Below are 17565 nucleotides of genomic sequence, written 5' to 3' on the forward strand. Positions count from 1 at the left end.
TGAATCACTCCCCCGCAGCATTTGATAATAGCTGATCCGGCGCAGTTTTCCCGATATCGAACATAGACGATTACGCACGACATCGCCGCCATCGAGCCGTATTGTCGCGCCAGTCCGACCGGAATCAATTTGCCCCCCGGTCTCCGCTACGAGCGCCTAGAATGCTGGGTGAGCCAAGACTCACAGAAGCTCGAATGGAAGTCGTTTCCGTGCCAAAGGTCCAAACACACATAATGAACTGAGGAGAGCGACATGACCGTGCGCAAATTGCCAGCAGTTGGTTTCGCAGTCCTGATGGGACTGATTTCTATAGGCGCGGCCGCCCAGCCGGCACAAGGATCCCAACAGGGAGCGGCGCCAGCCGAGGTGCCGAAAGCTCCCCCGACTACGGCCCAGGCCAAGGCTCTGATTGCCGAGCGATTCAAGGCTGCCGATTCCAATCATGACGGCAAGCTGACTCGTGACGAAGCTCAGGCGGGAATGCCAAAGGTCTACGAAAGTTTCGACAAGATCGACGTAAAAAAACAGGGTCACGTCACCGAGCGCCAGATCGGTTCCTATTGGATGAAGAAGACCAAGGATCAGATGCAGAAGGAAGATCCGATCTGGAACTGAAGGAGTTGCAGCAATTCCTTGTACTGCTCATGGAATGATGGGGCGGGAGAAATAGAGTCGTACCTCTTGCCCCTTGAGGGCCTTGAGAGCGAGGCTGCCAGTCGGGGCTCCCAAACCTCGATGCCATGGCAAGGCATCATGCATCCCCTCTTGAACCGGCTGGATGAGCCTTGTGCCGTCAACCCACTTTAGTTTCCTCGTGGAACCTTGGCTGGCTGATACGTTCACGCATAGTGGTCGCCCGATGCCCGACGACTGAGTGCCGGCTAGACTCCGAGCGCCGCCCTTTTCCTCCCGCGATGTCAACGAGCGCTGCGTTTCACGCCATGATATTGACGCCGCCATCCACATACAGCGTTTCGCCCGACAGCCGCCGGGCGTAAGGCGTGGCCAGGAAGGCGCAGGTGTATCCCACATCCATAATATCGACCAGCTCGCCAAGTGGAGCGCGTTCCACAGCGTCAGCAAGCATCAAATCGAAGCTCTTAAGCCCGGACGCAGCGCGGGTCTGCAGCGGCCCGGGCGAGATCGCATGCACGCGAATGCCGCGCGGGCCCAACTCGTACGCCAGGTAGCGTGATACGGCTTCCAGGGCGGCTTTCACCGGGCCCATGACGTTGTAGTTCGGCACCACCTTGTTGGCGCCGTGATAGCTCATGGTGAACATCGTGCCACCATCGCCCATCAGGGGCGCTGCCAGCCGGGCCATGCGCACGAAGGAGTGGCAGGACACATCCATGGCCTTGGCGAAGCCTTCGGCCGAACAATTGAGCAGGCCGCCCTGCAGATCGTCTTTCGGCGCCCAGGCCACCGAATGCACCAGGATATCGAGCTTTCCCCACTGCTCCCCGATCCGCGCAAACAACTCGTCCATTTCCTTCTGGCTCGTGACATCCAGGGGGAGGAAGATGGAAGCGTCAAGCTCCTGCGCCACCGGCTCGACAAACTGGCGCGCCTTTTCGCTGGCATAGGTAATCGCCACCTCGGCACCCAGTTCGCGGAAGGCCTTGGCGCACCCGTAAGCAATGGAGTGCTCGTTCGCAATCCCGCAGACGAGTGCGCGGGCGTTGGCGAGGATAGGCAGTTGTTGCGCTGCAGTCATGTCACTCTCTCCTGGATTCATTGTTGCCAGCGAGCGGTCGCTACCATGCCGCTGGCTTGGTCGGCTGTAGCGGTGGTCATCGAGCGGGTGCCGCCAGGACCTCCCGGGTATGCCTGGCAATCATCAGTTCCTCGTTGGTCGGGATGACCCAGACCGGGACATTGCCCGAGGCTAAGCTGATGCGCGGTCCGTCGCTGGCGTTCGCCGCGGGATCGACACTCACCCCCAGCCATGCCGCCAGCCGGCATACGCGCTCGCGGATCGGCGCGGCATGCTCGCCGATGCCAGCGGTGAAGACCAGCGCGTCCAGCCCCTGTGCGGCGGCGGCCAGCGAACCAAGCTCCCGGGCGACGCGGTACGTGTACAGTTCGACGGCAAAACGGGCCTGCACATCGTCGCTGGCGAGCAGCGCGCGCATGTCGCTCGACAGGCCGGAGACGCCAAGCAGACCGGATTTTCGATAGATCAGGTCCTCGATGGCGCGGGCATCCATGCCGAGTTCGCTGATCAGGTAGAGGATGACGCCCGGATCGAGGCTGCCGCAGCGAGTTCCCATCGGCAGGCCATCCACCGCAGTGAAGCCCATCGTGCTGGCCACGCTGCGCCCCGCCACCAGCGCACACATGCTGCTGCCGTTGCCGAGGTGGGCCACGATCGTGCGGCCCGCCGCTGCACCCGCATCAACGCTCGGGAGGACACTGGCGATGTACTCATAGGACAGTCCGTGGAAGCCGTAGCGCCTGACGCCGCGCGCGCTGATCTCCGCGGGCAATGCGAATGCCTGTGCCACTTCCGGCTGCGCCCGGTGGAAGGCGGTGTCGAAGCAGACTACTTGGGGCAGTTCCGGGCGCCTCTCGGCAAGGATGCGGATCGGTTTGAGGTTGTGTGGCTGGTGCAGGGGTGCGAGCGGGCATAGCGAGTCCAACTCTGCCAGTAGCGCGTCGGTCACCCTTTCCGGCTGGGTGAAGCGTACCCCGCCGTGCACCACCCGGTGCCCGACCGCGCTCAGCGTATGCCCTTCCCCATGGCCGCGCAGGAAGTCCGCCAGGAAGGCAATGGCACCCTCGTGCCCGAGCGTGGTACCGGCATCCCACCGCCTGGTCTCGACCTCAGCGCCCAAGGCGTCGGTGGCGTGGAATGCCGGTGCCGCGTAGAGACCTTCGATGCTCCCGCGCAGCACCAGCCTCAGTGCATCGTCATGGGTATTGTAAGCACAGTACTTGATGCTCGACGAACCCGCATTCAGGACCAGGATCAGTTCGGCCATGGCATCACCCCGCCACCTGGCCGGACTCGCGGCGTGCCTTGGCCACCAGCGCGGCCACCGCGCACGACGCCAGCCGGGTCATGACCGAGTCGGCACGGCTGGTCAGGATGATGGGCACGCGCGCGCCCAGCACGATGCCTGCGGCGTCGGCGCCGGCCAGGAAGGTCAGGCTCTTGGCGAGCATGTTGCCGGCGTCCAGGTCAGGCACCAGCAGGACATTGGCGCGCCCGGCCACCGGTGAGTCGATCTTCTTGATCCGCGCCGCGTCCAGGTTGATCGCGTTGTCCAGCGCAAGCGGTCCGTCGACGATCGCGCCGGTGATCTGGTGGCGGTCGACCATCTTGCACAGCGCGGCGGCATCCAGTGTGGACGGAACCATCGGGTTGACGGTCTCCATCGCCGACAGGATCGCCACGCGGACCTCCTTGACCTGCAAGGCATGGGCCAGGTCGATCGCGTTTTGCAGGATGCCGGCCTTCTCGGCAAGCGTCGGGGCAATATTGACGGCAGCGTCGGTGATGATCAGAGCGTCCTCGTGGCCGGGCACATCCATCACGAAGCAGTGGCTGATGCGCCGGCCGGTGCGCAAGCCGCTGTTACCCGCGACCACGGCTCCCATCAGCTCATCGGTGTGCAGACTGCCCTTCATCAGAGCCTCTGCCTTGCTTTCGCGCACCAGTTGCACTGCGGCAGCCGCCGCCGCATGGCTGTGCTCGGCATCGACAATCGGGTACTCGCGGATGTCAATGCCGGCCGCGCGCGCGGCGTCCTCGATGCGGGAACGCGGCCCAACCAGGATCGGCGCGATCAGGCCCAGCCGGGCGGCCTCTACGGCGCCTTCCAGCGAAGACTGGTCGCACGGATGCGCCACCGCGGTCGGTGTAGGCGGCATGGCCTTGCAGTAATCAATCAGGCGCTGGTACTTCTCATGCTTGGCGTTCACGGGCTACTCCTGCGTCAGGGTCGTCGGTGTCGGTCGGCTGCGAGGCCTGTGCCAGCCGCGGCGCGCTAGGACGCGCGGGTGAGCGGCGCGGCCGCGCCGCGGACGCGTTCCGGCTTGGCGCCGAGCGCCGTGCGGATCCGCTCCAGCATTGCCGTCTGCTCGACAGTGGGCCTGGCGCCAAGCAGGCGCTCATCGACACGCAGCTTCTCCGCCAGCGCCTGCAGCCGCTGGCGGTCGGCCTGATACCTGAGCAAGGCCGGCAGCGTCGCGAGCGCCTGTTCGGGCGCGTACCGCGTGATCAGCTCCTGCCTGCCGCGGATCTCGCGCCAGGCGTCCGGCTCAAGTTCCGGCAGCAGATCGGCGTAGTCCGTGACCAGCTCCTTGCGCAGCTCCAGCCTGGACAGCGGCAGGGGCTCACCCCTGCGGCTCAGCAGGCAGGCCAGCCGGGCAATGGCCTCGGCGTATCCGCCTTGCCCGACCGCGGCCAGCGCCGCTTTGACTTCCGGCAGGTCATGCGGGTCGGTCGCCGCCGGGGTACCCGCGCGGGCGGTAGGCTCGCTCCTTGGCTGGAACGGGAACAGGTTGGCGTACACGTTGAAAAAGGTGTATTCGGTCATCGCATCGCGCACGGCCCGGTATGCGTCCAAACCGGCGCTGAGCATTTCCGCGCCCACCTGCTCTTGCTGCCGCAGCGGATGATCCGGTTCCAACGTTTGCCGGCTGGCCCGGACCGCGTCGGCGGCGGGCTTCAACCATGCCATCCACGGATTCAGGTCCGAGAACAGCCAGTTCTGCATGCGTAGCGGATGGAATTCGCGCAGCACCCGTGCTGTCATCTCATTGGACACCGCCTGGACGTAAGGCTGCGCAAACAGCTCGTAGGCGCGCTGCGTGAAGTCCGACAGGTTGGCGACCGTCTCGAACGGCTTCTCGTCGGCGCGCTCAAAGCGGTTAAGCCTGCTGGCGATTTCCTCGAGCGAGTGCTCCTCGAACTGGACCTCATAGTCCACGCCATCGCTACCCTTGCGCTCATGGATGACCATGCCGTAGAGCCCAGGCGGCAGCAGTTCGATGCTCTTGAGCACCGAGACGATCTGTGCGTGCTCCTTCTGCGCGACCTTGCCGGAGACGAAGATGCCGAGATGGCCGACGCTCCGGTGCATCATGCCGACAATGACCTGGCCGCGAGCCTTGATCTCCTCGGTACTGCCGTAGATGTCCACCACCCAGTTGAATGCCTGCTGCGGCGGCGTGATGTTGTCGCCCATCGAGGCAAACAAAACGATGGGCGAGCGGATCTCGCGCAGATCGAACGCCTTGCCGCCGGCGTTCTTGACTTCACCACCCCACAGCTTGTTGCCGACGAACAGGTTGCGCGTGATCCATTCGATCTCCTCGCGGTTCATCAGGTAGTAGCCACCCCACCAGCGTTCGAACTCAAGAAAGCGCGGCGGCTCGGTATCGGCCTTCTTGTACAGGTTGTAGTACTTGTCCCAGAGACTGTTGGACGGATTCAGGTTTTCGAAATTTTGTACCAACCAGGCGCCGTCAAACTTGCCGTTGCCGAGATCCGCCGTATACGACGCCAACCACGTGCCGCCCAGGAGCCCGCCGGAATAGCGCATCGGGTTGTCGCCTTCGCCCTCGCTCCAGGCACCGCTCCAGTACGACATCGGCGCGCCGTTGATCACGATCGGCCCGGTGTCGCCCGGGTCCGAGGCGCCGAGCATCATCGCAGCCCAGCCGCCTTGGCAATTGCCGATGATGGCTGGCTTGGCGCTGTGTGGATGCAGTTCACGCACTCTCTTGATGAACTGTTGCTCGGCCTCGCACACGTCCAGCAGGGTCTGTCCCGGCTCGGGATCGCGGAAGAAGATGACAAAATACACAGGATGGCCGGCACGCATTGCCACGCCGACCTGCGAGTCGTCCTTGAAACCGCCGATGCCCGGGCCATGGCCGGCACGCGGATCGATGATGACGTAAGGGCGGCGGCTATCATCGATCGTCACGCCATCGGGCGGGATAATTTTCAACAGCGCGTAGTTGACGGGCCGTTCGAACTGGCGGGCATCCAGAACGGTCTCGTAGCCAAAATGCAGGACCGGCTTGAGCCCCTGCATGGTGTTTTCGACAAAGTTGTTGCCCCGTTGCCTGAGCGTGTCCCAGAACAGGATGGCACGCTGCATGCTGTCGATGGCATAGGCATAGCTGCTCATCGGATCCATGCCGGCCATCGGGTTGATCGGGCCGGCGCCCGGCTCCCCAACGGCTTGCTGCACGCGGCCACTAAAGGCCTCCTGCGCATTCTTCAGGCGCTTTTGCAGCACCATGCCGGTCTTGAGGCCAACTTCACGCGCGTGCACCAGTTGCTTTGCTGCATCCATGCCGTTCTCCGCTGCGAATCTTGTGACACGGTTGGCCAAGCGTGGTAGCCCAGCCCCCGATGTGCATCTTGCTTCGAACTATAGCGTCGACCTTGGTCGCAATAGAACTGAATCTTTTCGGACGATGAGATAAGAAGGATTTCTTTCCAGGACGGCAGGATGAATGACCATATCCTATTGGACTCTGCGTGCGCTATGCTGAACTGGCGCGGCGCACACACCGCGGACCCGCTGGAGAACGATCATGCGTTATCGCCTGCCCGCCTGCGTGACTGTCACAGTGGCGGCCCTTGTGCTGGGCGCCTGTGCCACTCTCCGGCCCCTGGAAACCGCAGAGGGCATGCTCGGCGGCCCGCAGCATGCCGTGCGCGATACGTTCGGCGCTCCCACGGAAACCTACCAGCTCGCTGATGGCACCACTCGGTGGATTTATTCGAAACAGCCGCTCGGCTTCGAAGTCTACGCGGCAGACTTTGACGCCAACGGCAAGCTTACGAGCTTTCGGCAGATGCTGACCGAGAAAGAAATCTACGAGGCACGCCCGGGGGTCTGGACCAAGCAGGATATTGCCGAGCGCTTTGGCCGTCCGCGCGAGCCCATCGAGTACTACCCGCTGATGAAGCGCGAGGCCTGGTCTTACCGGCTCTATGCGGGCGCCTACATGCCAGCGCATTTCAGTGCCTACTTTGACGAACGCGGCGTGCTCGACCGGACCATGATCATCGTCGATGCGATCGGCGGCGACACGCGAGACGGCAGCAAGTAAGTCGGCCTCAGGCCGCATTGGACAAGAACACCACGATAAGGGCCGGAAGGAGCCGGAGTCCATCCGAAGCAACGCGAGTCGTCGTGCATCCATCAGATTTCGCGTGGAACTGTTCAGCGAACAGCAAAGCACAACGAAATCCGCCGACGGCAGAACCTCGTCGACGGATCAGGCGCTGGGTACCGTACGATCGATTCGTATTTTTCGATCGATCCCGGTGTTCCGTCCTTCTCGACCAGCCGCACGGTACTGCCGAGTCCGAGTCATAGACGATTGCCAGATGGCCCAGGCAAGGCTTTCGGGGCAGGGAATTTGCTTATGACAACAATGTCCTTCGCCCGCCCTAACCAAGGGTATACCCTCTCGTCTTTGCCTTTGCCGGCCGCTTTCCGGTTTCCCCCGCATGCCTGCCTTCACCCTGCCCGCCCTGTCCGCCCGACTCCTCCGCGCCCGCCGCTCGCTGGCCGCCGTCGCCCTCGCCGCCATGTCCGCGGCCGCGCTGACGCCGGCACTGGCCAGCACCCAGAGCCCTGTGCTCGACAAGATCCGCGAATCCGGCACCATCGTGCTCGGTTACCGCGAGTCGGCGCTGCCATTCTCGTTTGCCGATGACAAGGGCCAGCCGGCCGGCTATGCGGTCGACCTTTGCCTGCGCGCCGCCGAAGCAGCACGCCAGCAACTGGGCCTGAAAGACCTGAAGGTGCGCTGGATGCCGCTCACGCCGCAGAACCGCATTCCCGCCGTGGTCAACGGGCTGGTCGATCTGGACTGCGCGCCCAACACCAATTCGCTTGAGCGCCAGAAGCAGGTTGCGTTCAGCGTCTCGCACTATGTGTCGACCGTGCGCATGCTGGTGCGCGCCGACTCCGGCATCCGCTCGTTCGGCGACCTGCGCGGCAAGACCGTGGTCACCAGCGCCGGATCGACCGGCGACCGCCACGTGCGCCGCATGAAGGCCCAGTACGGCTACCACGACGTCTACGCCAAGGACCATGGCGAATCGTTCCTGCTGCTCGAATCCGGCCGTGCCCAGGCCTTCGTCATGGACGATGTGCTGCTGGCTGGCCTGCGCGCCCGCGCCAAGGACCCGTCGCAATACGTGATCGTGGGCCCGGCGCTGTCGGTGGAGCAGAATGCGCTGATGCTGTCCAAGGCCGATCCGGAATGGAAGCGCCTGGTCGACCAGGCGCTGGCCAACACCTTTGCCGGCCCGGAGGTCACGGCGCTGCAGAAGCGCTGGTTCCAGCAGCCCATCGGCAGCCGCGGCATCAACCTGGCGCTGGCGCCGTCCGGCGAGGTGCGCGCGGCCTGGAAGCACCCGTCGGACGCGGTCACGGAGTAAACGGGCAAGCGGTCGCGAACCTCAATCGGGCTGGGGCCGCAATTCAGGGTTTCCATGAGGTCGTGGCGCCGGGGCAAGCCCCAAGTTGACAGCGACGTGAGATGTTGGCGACACTGGGCCAAGCCGTCCCGTGCAAGGGACAGGCCACATACACGACCGCCCGACGGCGGCATTTCTCAGGAGAAACCATGAACAAGTTCGTCGCGACCGCGATCGCACTCTGCCTTGGCGCCGCTTCGCTGGCCGTGCAGGCACAGACCGGCGGCAAGAAGCAGTTCGATCCGTATTCCCAGGGCGCCAAGTCGGGTGAGAAGTTTGACCCGTACAGCCAGGGGGCCAAGGCCGGCGACAAGTTCGACCCGTACAGCCAGGGCGCGAACAAGAGCACCCGCAGCGACCTGACCGACGCTTCCGCGCCGGCCGCCGAGCAAAAGCCGGCCAAGAAGTCCACCAAGAAGAAGAGCAAGAAGAAGGCCGCTTCGGCGCCGGCTGCCAGCTGAGCCGCAAGCGCCTGACGCAAAAAACCCGCCTTGGCGGGTTTTTTTGCTTCCTGCCCCAGCGCACAAGCCTATGGCGCTTGCGTGTCGCGCTCCAGCGCGGTGACATCCACGCGCTGCACCTTGTCATCCTGGCGCACTTCGGTGCGCAGCACGAAGGCGTCGGCGGGGCAATACCAGTCGGTGACATGCATCACGGTCGGCTCAACCTGTACCACTTCTTCGCCAACCAGGACCGGCCCCAGCGAGGTGCGTTTCTCGTAGGTGACCGGCAGGCATTCCTTGCGCCCCAGGACGGTATTGATCGTCTGCCGCTTGCCGACGTGGCGCGAGCCGATATAGATCGACGCATGCTGCGCCCGCATGTTGCTGACCACTTCATCCGATCCCAGCGGGTAGACCTTCAGCGAGACGCTCGACTCAAAGGTCTCGCCCTCCAGCGTGGTGCCCTCGCGCAGGTCCAGCCCGGCGTAGTTGAACACGCCCATGCCGCGGAAAGCCGCCTCGCCGTACATGCGCGCGTAGCGCGCGCGGGCGTTGATGACGGCATGCTGGCTTTCGATGCTGGTCTGGCCGCCGGGCGAACGGCGGTCGATCACCACTTCATGCACCTGGGTGGTAATCACCGGCGGCCCCATCAGCGCCGACAGGGCAGTCTTGGAATTGATCTCCAGTTGCGCGCGGCAGCCGGTCGGACTGCGCACCACATCGCGCAGGGTCATGCTGACCGACATTGGCATCACGCCGTCGCCTTCCATCTGCACATGCGAGCCGGAGCGGAACCATGGGGCACTGCACAGCACGGCCGCCGCCGCTGCCTGCGCCTGGCTTGCCGCAGCCTGCGCCACCGCCGCACCGGCGCCCGGCAGCGCCGCCGCACCCTGGGCGCCGGCATGCTGCGCCAGCGCCATGGCCACGCCCGCCACCAGGCCTGCCAGCCGGTCCCGCTGTGCCTTTTTCTTCACATGAATCCCCGTCTAGAGTTTCCAGGCGCCCCCTGACCCTGCGCCCGGCCTGCCAGGCGACCGCCTGGACACTGAAATTATCGCGTTTTGTTGCATGTGTAACTCGGATTTTTCGCGCAGATCCTGTGGCAGCCGGTGGCCGGCGGGCAGCGGGCAGCAGCCGGCCTGAGCAGCACTTTCTCTCCCCCGCGGCAATCCGGCGCCCCGCAGGCCGTCTCCAGCACCCGCCGGGGGCGGCCTGCCCACCGTGCTACCATTGCCCGCCTCGCGTGTGCCGAGGCGGCAGCGGCGTGCGAGGCGCATGCCAGCGTGCCAGCCGCGGGCGACTTGCCTCCCTGGTGTCCACCAACAGGCAAGGCCATGCGTTGTGATGGCTTCCCGTCACCGCGCGCCCCACGCAGGACCATCGATCCGTCGCGCTTTTCCAGGAGATCTATGCGTAGTTCATCGACCTCGCGGGCTGCCGCGCTGTCCGTTGGAGCCACCACCGCCAGTGCGGTCGCACTGGCCAGCCTGTTTATCCTGCTGGTCTGGTTCGGCACCCTCGACATGCGTCACCTGCTGCGCTCCGATGAAGGCCGCTACGCCGAGATTGCCCGCGAAATGTTCGCTACCGGCGACTGGGTCACGATCCGCTACCACGAACTCAAGTATTTCGAGAAGCCGCCCTTCCACCTGTGGGTGACCACGCTGGCCTACACGCTGTTTGGCGTGGGCGACTGGCAGGCGCGGTTGTGCGTGGCCCTGTCCGGCATCCTGGGGCTGGGCGTGTCGATGCTGGCCGCGGCACGCTGGTACGGCCGGCGCGTGGCGATGCTGACGGGGCTGGTGCTGGTTTCCGCGCCGATGTGGAATATCGCCGGCCACTTCAACTCGCTGGACATGACGCTGGCCGGCGCCATGGCGTGCGTGCTGGCCTTCATGCTGCTGGCGCAGCACCCGGATGCCACCCGCGCCGAACGCCGCAACTGGATGCTCGCCTGCTGGGCGGCGATGGGCGTGGCGGTGCTGGTCAAGGGGCTGGTCGGGCTGGCGCTGCCGGGGCTGGTGCTGGTGGTCTACACGCTGGTGACACGCGACTTCCGCTTGTGGTGCCGCCTGCATCTGCCGGGCGGCATCGTCGCCATGCTGGTGGTGACGGTGCCGTGGTTCTGGCTGGTGTCGGAACGCAATCCGGAATTCCTGCATTTCTTCTTTATCCACGAGCACTGGCAACGCTATACCTCGAACGTGCACCAGCGCGAAGGCGCGATCTGGTTCTTCGTGCCGCTGCTGCTGGCCGGCTTCCTGCCCTGGCTGGGCCTGGTTCCGCAAATGTGGAAGGCCGTGCGCGAGCGCGCCGGCGTCGCTCGCGGCACCTCGCCGCGGCCATTCCAGCCCGCCCTGCTGGCGGCGCTGTGGGCCGTGGCGATCTTTGTCTTCTTCAGCCTGTCCGGCTCCAAGCTGCCCGGCTATATCGTGCCGATCTTCCCGGCGCTGGCGCTGCTGGCCGGCGTGGCGCTGGACACGTTGACGGAACGCGCGTGGCGCTGGCAGGTCAATGCCATGATTGCCCTGGGCGTGGTCGGGCTGCTGGCGTGCCCGTTTGTCGGCATGATGGACAAGCCCAGCACGCCCAATGTGGTCTATCGGGAATTCGCAGCGTGGACCGGCGTCGCCTTCGCGGTGATGCTGGGCGGCGCACTGCTGGCGCGCCGGCTGCTGCGCACGCGTGGGGTGTTTCCCAGTGTGGTGGCCTATGCGCTGGCGATGTTCATCTGCTCCACGGTGGCGCTGCGCGGTCACGAAGCCATGGGCCGGCCCAGTTCCGGCGCGGACCTGGTGCCCGCCATCAATGCCGTGCTGACGCCGGACATGCCGCTGTACAGTGTGGGCATGCTCGACCACACGCTGCCGTTCTACCTGCGCCGCACCACCATCATGGTGGCGCATCCCGATGAGCTGGAATTCGGCATCGGCCAGGAACCGCAGAAGTGGATCCCGACCATCGATGGCTTTATCGCGCGCTGGCAGGACGGCAAGCGCGCGGTAGCGATCATGTTGCCCTCGACCTACGACGCACTGGCTGCGCGCGGCGTGCCGATGCACAGGATCGCCGGTGACCGCCGCCGTGTGGCGGTCGCCAATTTCGCGCTGCCGGGCAATGGCCCGCAGACGCAACCCCCAGGACAGTAACCTGCAACTCCTGCAATTCCTGCACTACGCAGCGCCATGACGCTCTCCACCTTCGCTTTCATCCTGACCGGCGTGCTGCTCAATGCGGCTGCGCAACTGTTGCTCAAGGCCGGCGTCAATGCCATCGGCGCGATCACGCTGGACCGTGGCACGCTGCTGGTGACGGCGCTGCGCGTGCTGACCCAATGGCCGGTGCTGGCCGGGCTGACGCTGTACGTGGTCAGCGTGGGGGTATGGATCGTGGGGCTGTCGCGCGTGGATGTGTCGATCGCCTACCCGATGCTGTCGCTCGGCTATGTGGTCAATGCACTGGCCGCCTGGTGGCTGTTCGGCGAGATGATCGGCCCCTTGCGCGTGGCCGGCATCCTGCTGATACTGGCGGGCGTCTTCCTGATCGCCCGCTCATGACGCGCCTGCGCGCACGCCGCCAGTTCCGACACCGACCGTACTTCCTCGCCCTGCCATGACCGCATCCGCCCCTGAGTTCCTGCCTTTTGTCCGGCCTGACATCGACGCCGCCGCCATTGCCGAAGTCAGCAAGGTGCTGGCCTCGGGCTGGATCACCTCCGGCCCGAAGATGCAGGCCTTCGAGGCCGCGCTGTCAGGCCTGTTCGGCGGACGCCCGGTGCGCACCTTCGCCAATGGCTCGGCCACGATGGAGATCGCGCTGCGCATTGCCGATATCGGGCCGGGCGATGAGGTCATCACCACGCCGGTCACCTGGGTCGCCACCGCCAACGTGGTGCTGGCAGTAGGCGCCCGGCCGGTGTTCGTCGATATCGACCCGCGCACGCGCAATCTCGACCTGGATGCCGTCGAGGCCGCGATCACGCCGCGCACGCGCGCCATCATGCCGGTGTACCTGTCGGGGCTGCCGGTGGACATGGACCGCCTGTACGCCATTGCCAGCAAGCACGGGCTGCGCGTGATCGAGGATGCCGCGCAGGCAATCGACTCGCGCTGGCGCGGCCAGCGCATCGGCGCCCTTGGCGACCTGGTCAGCTTCAGCTTCCAGGCCAACAAGAACATCACCACCATCGAAGGCGGCTGCCTGGTGATGAACACGCCCGAAGAAGCCGTGCGCGCCGAGCGCCTGCGGCTGCAGGGCGTGATCCGCACCGGTATGGACGGCATGGATGTCGAAGAGCCCGGCGGCAAGTTCAACCTGACCGACGTCAACGCCGCGGTCGGGCTGGCGCAGCTGGGCAAGCTCGACGCCATCACCGCGCGCCGCGCCGAGCTGGCCGAGACGTATTTCCGCTGTGCCGCCGACAGTGGCCTGGAGGCGCTGGGCATCGAGCTGCCGCAAGCGCTGGATGCACACGATGCCACCACCAACTGGCACATGTTCCAGGTGGTGCTGCCGACCGAGCGCCTGCAAGGCGGCCCGGCCCGGGCGCGCCAGCAGGTCATGGAGGCCATGCGCGAGCGCGGCATCGGCACCGGCGTGCACTACCCGCCCATTCATCTTTTTACCTACTACCGCTCGCTCGGCTGGCGCGAAGGCATGCTGCCGCATGCCGAACGCATCGGGCGCGGCATCGTCACGCTGCCGCTGTTCCCCGCGATGCAAGCCACCGATGTGGAGCGGGTCTGTGCAATCCTCAGCGAAACATGCAAACGTCTCTCCAAATGAGCCCGGTCGAAGTCTCGGTCGTCATTCCGGTCTACAACGAAGAAGACGGGCTGCAAGCCCTGTTCGACCGCCTCTATCCGGCGCTGGATGGCCTTGGCGAGTCGTACGAGATCATCTTCATCAACGACGGCAGCGTCGACCGCTCGGCGCAGCTGCTGGCGGCGCAGTTCCACAAGCGCCCGGATGTGACCCGGGTGGTGCTGTTCGCCGGCAATTTCGGCCAGCATATGGCGATCCTGGCGGGCTTCGAGCAGACCCGCGGCAAGATCGTGATCACGCTGGACGCCGACCTGCAGAACCCGCCGGAAGAAATCCCGCGCCTGGTCGAAGCCATGCGCGCCGGCCACGACTACGTCGGCACCATCCGCCGCCAGCGCAACGACACCGCGTTCCGCCGCTATGCCTCGCGCGCGATGAACCGGCTGCGCGAGCGCATCACCAAGATCCGCATGACGGACCAGGGCTGCATGCTGCGCGCCTATGACCGCAATGTGGTCGACACGATCAATGCCTGCCGCGAGGTCAATACCTTCATCCCCGCGCTGGCCTACACCTTTGCTTCCAATCCGGTCGAAATCGAAGTCGGTCACGAACAGCGCCACGCAGGCGAATCCAAGTATTCGCTGTACCAGCTGATCCGCCTGAACTTCGACTTGGTGACCGGCTTTTCGATCGTGCCGCTGCAGTGGTTCTCGGCGATCGGCACGATCCTGTCGCTGCTCTCGGGCGTGCTGTTCGTGGTGCTGCTGGTGCGGCGCTTCGTGCTCGGCTCGGAAGTCCAGGGTGTGTTCACGCTGTTCGCAATGAACTTCTTCCTGATCGGCATCCTGCTGTTCGGCGTGGGCCTGCTGGGCGAGTACGTCGGCCGCATCCACCAGGAAGTGCGCGACCGCCCGCGCTACCGCATCAAGGCCGTGCTGGAAGCGGACCGGCGTGTCACGCCGGCTGCCGCTGGCGCGGAGCAATGATGCGCGCCGTCGTCTTCGGCTACCACAATGTCGGCGACCGCTGCCTGCGCGTGCTGCATGCGCGCGGCGTGGAGGTTGCGCTGGTGATCACGCACCGCGACCGCCCCGACGAGAACATCTGGTTCCGCCGCGTGGCCGACACCGCCGCCGAGCTGGGCATCCCCTTCGTCTATGGCGAGGACCCTGCCGATCCCGCGATCGCCCAGGCCGTGCGCGACGCGCACCCGGACGTCATCTTCTCGTTCTACTACCGCGCCATGATCCCGGCGGGCGTGCTGGCGCTGGCCCCCGGCGGCGCCTTCAACATGCACGGCTCGCTGCTGCCCAAGTACCGCGGCCGCGTGCCGGTGAACTGGGCGGTACTGCACGGCGAGACCGAGACCGGCGCCACGCTGCACGCCATGGAAGCCAAGCCTGACGCGGGCTATATCGTCGACCAGACCGCGGTGCCGATCCTGCCGGACGACACTGCGGGCGAAGTCTTCGAGAAAGTCACCGTCGCCGCCGAACAGACGTTGTGGCGCGTCCTGCCCGCGATGATCGCCGGGCACACGCCGCAACACCCCAACCGGCTGGCCGAGGGCAGCTACTTCTCCGGGCGCAAGCCGGAAGACGGCCGCATCGACTGGAGCCGCCCGGCCGCCGAGGTCTACAACCTCGTGCGCGCCGTCGCGCCGCCCTATCCCGGCGCCTTTACCGACCTTGCCGGGCACCGCTTCATTGTGGCGCAGGCGCGCCGGCCGCTGCCGGAGCTTGCGCTGGCGCTGCCCGCCGGCACGGCGCCCGGCCTGCATGTGCATGACGGCCAGATCATCGGCCTGTGCGGCGACGGCGGCCTGGTCATGGTCACCCGATTGCTGGCACAGGATGGCTCGGCTCTCACGCCGCAAGCCTTCGCCAAACTTATCCATACCGAATCATCCAACGAGGAAAGCCGATGAAAAAGGTCCTGATTCTTGGCGTCAACGGCTTCATCGGCCATCACCTGACGCGCCGCATCCTGGAAACCACGCCGTGGGAGGTCTACGGCATGGACATGTCGTCGGACCGTCTCGGCGACCTCGTCGACCACCCGCGCATGCACTTCTTCGAGGGTGACATCACCATCAACAAGGAGTGGATCGAGTACAACATCCGCAAGTGCGATGTGGTGCTGCCGCTGGTGGCCATCGCCACCCCGGCCACCTACGTGCGCCAGCCGCTGCGCGTGTTCGAGCTGGACTTCGAGGCCAACCTGCCGATCGTGCGCGCCGCGGTCAAGTACGGCAAGCACCTGGTATTCCCGTCGACCTCCGAGGTCTACGGCATGTGCAGCGATGAAGAGTTCGACCCCGAGGCCTCGCCGCTGGTCTACGGCCCGATCAACAAGCCGCGCTGGATCTATGCCTGCTCCAAGCAGCTGATGGACCGCGTGATCCACGCCTACGGCATGGAGCAAGGCCTGAACTACACCCTGTTCCGTCCGTTCAACTGGATTGGCGCGGGGCTGGATTCGATCTTCGAATCGAAGGAAGGCTCGTCGCGCGTGGTGACGCAGTTCCTCGGCCATATCGTGCGCGGCGAGCCGATCAAGCTGGTCGACGGCGGCGCCCAGCAGCGCGCCTTTGCCGATATCGCCGACGGCATCGACGCGCTGATGCGCATCATCGAGAATCCAAACGGCGTGGCCAGCGGCAAGATCTACAACATCGGCAACCCGGGCAATATCCACTCGGTGCGCGAACTGGCCGAGATGATGCTGAAGATGGCGGCGGACTATCCGGAATACGCGGAGGAAGCGCGCAAGACGCAGATCATCGAGACCTCCTCGGGCGACTTCTACGGCAAGGGCTACCAGGACGTGCAGCATCGCGTGCCCAGGATCGACAACACCATCGAAGAGCTGGGCTGGAAGCCCGGGATCAGCATGGAAGCGGCGCTGCGCCGCATCTTCGAGGCGTACCGCGGCAAGGTGGTCGAGGCCCGCACGCTGGTCGATTCGGCCAACTGAGCGCGCAACGCAAATGGCACGCATTGCCCTGAAGGTCGACGTCGACACGCTGCGCGGCACGCGCGAAGGCGTGCCGAAGCTGCTGTCGATGCTGGCGGCTGCGCAAGCGCAGGCAACCTTCCTGTTCAGCCTCGGCCCCGACCATACCGGCTGGGCGCTGCGGCGCGTATTCCGGCCCGGCTTCCTGAAGAAGGTGTCGCGCACCTCGGTGGTGTCCAACTATGGCCTGCGCACGCTGATGTATGGCGTGCTGCTGCCGGGGCCGGACATCGGCCGCAAGGGCGCCGCCGAGATGCGCGCGGCGCGCGCTGCCGGCCATGAGTGTGGCATCCACACCTGGGACCACGTCTACTGGCAGGACAACGTGCGCGAGCGCGATGCTGCCTGGACGCGCCGGCAGATGCAGCAGGCGTTCGCGCGCTACACCGAGATCTTCGGCGAAGCGCCGGCCACGCACGGCGCAGCCGGCTGGCAGATGAACGAGGATGCGTTCCGCCAGATCGATGACTGGGGCATGGCGTACGCGTCGGATGGACGCGGCACCGCGCCTTATGTTCCGACGATCGACGGCGTGCCCTGCCGGCACGTGCAGATGCCGACCACGCTGCCCACGCTGGATGAACTGATCGGCACCGACGACCTGACCGAAGACAACGTCCACACCGCGCTGCTGAAGCTGACCGAAGGCACGCGCGACCATGTCTTCACGCTGCATACCGAGCTGGAAGGCGGCAAGCTGGCGCCGGTGTTCGAGCGGCTGCTGGCCGGATGGCGTGCGCAGGGGCACGAGCTGGTGTCGATGGCGACGTGGTATCGCGGGCTGAATCGGCAGGGATTGCCGGAGTTGCCGGTAACGTGGGGGGAGATCCCGGGGCGCAGCGGGGAGTTGATCGTGCAGCCGCAGGGCTGACC

The 17565-nt window shown here is 65.5% G+C and carries 16 protein-coding genes; 11 read left to right on the top strand and 5 right to left on the bottom strand.

From position 1 onward, the window contains the following. The first annotated feature begins 252 nt into the window (after positions 1–252). Positions 253–615, top strand: coding sequence for a CREC-EF hand family protein (locus I6H87_RS26995; RefSeq protein ID WP_011617354.1), 363 nt, complete (start codon positions 253–255; stop codon positions 613–615). Between the two features lie 319 nt (positions 616–934). Here the strand turns inward: I6H87_RS26995 and fabI are convergent, their stop codons facing one another. The 4 genes from fabI to I6H87_RS27015 form a co-directional block, all read right to left on the bottom strand. Next, positions 935–1717, bottom strand: coding sequence for an enoyl-ACP reductase FabI (gene fabI, locus I6H87_RS27000; RefSeq protein ID WP_011617355.1), 783 nt, complete (start codon positions 1715–1717; stop codon positions 935–937). Positions 1718–1793: 76 nt separating this feature from the next. Continuing rightward, the gene (locus I6H87_RS27005; protein WP_011617356.1) at positions 1794–2984 is read right to left on the bottom strand and encodes an acetate/propionate family kinase; all 1191 of its coding nucleotides are present in this window, start codon (positions 2982–2984) and stop codon (positions 1794–1796) included. Between the two features lie 4 nt (positions 2985–2988). Then, entirely contained in the window at positions 2989–3927 is a 939-nt protein-coding gene (locus tag I6H87_RS27010) for a phosphate acetyltransferase (protein WP_011617357.1), read from the bottom strand. Positions 3928–3992: 65 nt separating this feature from the next. Beyond that, positions 3993–6314, bottom strand: coding sequence for a DUF3141 domain-containing protein (locus I6H87_RS27015; RefSeq protein ID WP_011617358.1), 2322 nt, complete (start codon positions 6312–6314; stop codon positions 3993–3995). Between the two features lie 244 nt (positions 6315–6558). Between I6H87_RS27015 and I6H87_RS27020 the strand changes: the two genes are divergently transcribed. The 3 genes from I6H87_RS27020 to I6H87_RS27030 all read left to right on the top strand — a co-directional run bounded on the left by I6H87_RS27020 (position 6559) and on the right by I6H87_RS27030 (position 8922). Continuing rightward, complete coding sequence (locus tag I6H87_RS27020) at positions 6559–7080, top strand: hypothetical protein (RefSeq protein WP_011617359.1); 522 nt, start codon at positions 6559–6561, stop codon at positions 7078–7080. Between the two features lie 403 nt (positions 7081–7483). Continuing rightward, a complete protein-coding gene (locus I6H87_RS27025) occupies positions 7484–8422 on the top strand; it encodes an amino acid ABC transporter substrate-binding protein (RefSeq protein WP_011617360.1) in 939 nt (312 codons plus the stop codon). A gap of 188 nt (positions 8423–8610) precedes the next feature. After that, positions 8611–8922 (top strand): hypothetical protein, encoded by a 312-nt coding sequence (locus tag I6H87_RS27030; protein WP_011617361.1) that lies wholly within the window; start codon positions 8611–8613, stop codon positions 8920–8922. A gap of 68 nt (positions 8923–8990) precedes the next feature. Here the strand turns inward: I6H87_RS27030 and I6H87_RS27035 are convergent, their stop codons facing one another. Further along, a complete protein-coding gene (locus tag I6H87_RS27035) occupies positions 8991–9884 on the bottom strand; it encodes a hypothetical protein (protein ID WP_011617362.1) in 894 nt (297 codons plus the stop codon). 435 nt (positions 9885–10319) lie between these two features. On the opposite strand from I6H87_RS27035, the gene I6H87_RS27040 reads away from it, so the two are divergent. Genes I6H87_RS27040 through I6H87_RS27070 form a run of 7 tightly spaced genes read left to right on the top strand, consistent with a single transcriptional unit; the run spans position 10320 to position 17563 of the window. Continuing rightward, positions 10320–12059 (top strand): glycosyltransferase family 39 protein, encoded by a 1740-nt coding sequence (locus tag I6H87_RS27040; RefSeq protein ID WP_011617363.1) that lies wholly within the window; start codon positions 10320–10322, stop codon positions 12057–12059. 36 nt (positions 12060–12095) lie between these two features. Further along, the gene (locus tag I6H87_RS27045; RefSeq protein WP_011617364.1) at positions 12096–12467 is read left to right on the top strand and encodes an EamA family transporter; all 372 of its coding nucleotides are present in this window, start codon (positions 12096–12098) and stop codon (positions 12465–12467) included. Positions 12468–12522: 55 nt separating this feature from the next. Continuing rightward, a complete protein-coding gene (locus I6H87_RS27050) occupies positions 12523–13695 on the top strand; it encodes a DegT/DnrJ/EryC1/StrS family aminotransferase (RefSeq protein ID WP_011617365.1) in 1173 nt (390 codons plus the stop codon). Beyond that, the gene (locus tag I6H87_RS27055) at positions 13674–14663 is read left to right on the top strand and encodes a glycosyltransferase (protein WP_041688130.1); all 990 of its coding nucleotides are present in this window, start codon (positions 13674–13676) and stop codon (positions 14661–14663) included. The genes I6H87_RS27050 and I6H87_RS27055 overlap by 22 nt, the downstream gene beginning before the upstream one ends. Continuing rightward, positions 14663–15604 carry a formyltransferase gene (locus I6H87_RS27060; protein ID WP_011617367.1) on the top strand — a complete coding sequence of 314 codons (942 nt, stop codon included), beginning with the start codon at positions 14663–14665 and terminating at the stop codon, positions 15602–15604. Before I6H87_RS27055 ends, I6H87_RS27060 begins: the two co-directional genes overlap by 1 nt. Next, positions 15601–16653, top strand: coding sequence for a bifunctional UDP-4-keto-pentose/UDP-xylose synthase (locus tag I6H87_RS27065; RefSeq protein ID WP_011617368.1), 1053 nt, complete (start codon positions 15601–15603; stop codon positions 16651–16653). The genes I6H87_RS27060 and I6H87_RS27065 overlap by 4 nt, the downstream gene beginning before the upstream one ends. Before the next feature lie 13 nt (positions 16654–16666). After that, positions 16667–17563 (top strand): polysaccharide deacetylase family protein, encoded by an 897-nt coding sequence (locus I6H87_RS27070; RefSeq protein ID WP_011617369.1) that lies wholly within the window; start codon positions 16667–16669, stop codon positions 17561–17563. The last annotated feature ends 2 nt before the right edge of the window (positions 17564–17565 follow it).

The sequence above is a fragment of the Cupriavidus necator genome (genome assembly GCF_016127575.1).
GTDB lineage: Bacteria > Pseudomonadota > Gammaproteobacteria > Burkholderiales > Burkholderiaceae > Cupriavidus > Cupriavidus necator_D.

Excerpts from the sequence above, each read along its gene's own strand:
- I6H87_RS26995 (WP_011617354.1), top strand. The coding sequence starts at position 253 with ATGACCGTGCGCAAATTGCCAGCAGTTGGTTTCGCAGTCCTGATGGGA.
- I6H87_RS27065 (WP_011617368.1), top strand. The coding sequence starts at position 15,601 with ATGAAAAAGGTCCTGATTCTTGGCGTCAACGGCTTCATCGGCCATCAC.
- I6H87_RS27050 (WP_011617365.1), top strand. The coding sequence starts at position 12,523 with ATGACCGCATCCGCCCCTGAGTTCCTGCCTTTTGTCCGGCCTGACATC.
- I6H87_RS27030 (WP_011617361.1), top strand. The coding sequence starts at position 8,611 with ATGAACAAGTTCGTCGCGACCGCGATCGCACTCTGCCTTGGCGCCGCT.
- I6H87_RS27070 (WP_011617369.1), top strand. The coding sequence starts at position 16,667 with ATGGCACGCATTGCCCTGAAGGTCGACGTCGACACGCTGCGCGGCACG.
- I6H87_RS27020 (WP_011617359.1), top strand. The coding sequence starts at position 6,559 with ATGCGTTATCGCCTGCCCGCCTGCGTGACTGTCACAGTGGCGGCCCTT.
- fabI (WP_011617355.1), bottom strand. The coding sequence starts at position 1,717 with ATGACTGCAGCGCAACAACTGCCTATCCTCGCCAACGCCCGCGCACTC.
- I6H87_RS27045 (WP_011617364.1), top strand. The coding sequence starts at position 12,096 with ATGACGCTCTCCACCTTCGCTTTCATCCTGACCGGCGTGCTGCTCAAT.
- I6H87_RS27025 (WP_011617360.1), top strand. The coding sequence starts at position 7,484 with ATGCCTGCCTTCACCCTGCCCGCCCTGTCCGCCCGACTCCTCCGCGCC.
- I6H87_RS27015 (WP_011617358.1), bottom strand. The coding sequence starts at position 6,314 with ATGGATGCAGCAAAGCAACTGGTGCACGCGCGTGAAGTTGGCCTCAAG.
- I6H87_RS27040 (WP_011617363.1), top strand. The coding sequence starts at position 10,320 with ATGCGTAGTTCATCGACCTCGCGGGCTGCCGCGCTGTCCGTTGGAGCC.
- I6H87_RS27060 (WP_011617367.1), top strand. The coding sequence starts at position 14,663 with ATGCGCGCCGTCGTCTTCGGCTACCACAATGTCGGCGACCGCTGCCTG.
- I6H87_RS27005 (WP_011617356.1), bottom strand. The coding sequence starts at position 2,984 with ATGGCCGAACTGATCCTGGTCCTGAATGCGGGTTCGTCGAGCATCAAG.
- I6H87_RS27055 (WP_041688130.1), top strand. The coding sequence starts at position 13,674 with ATGCAAACGTCTCTCCAAATGAGCCCGGTCGAAGTCTCGGTCGTCATT.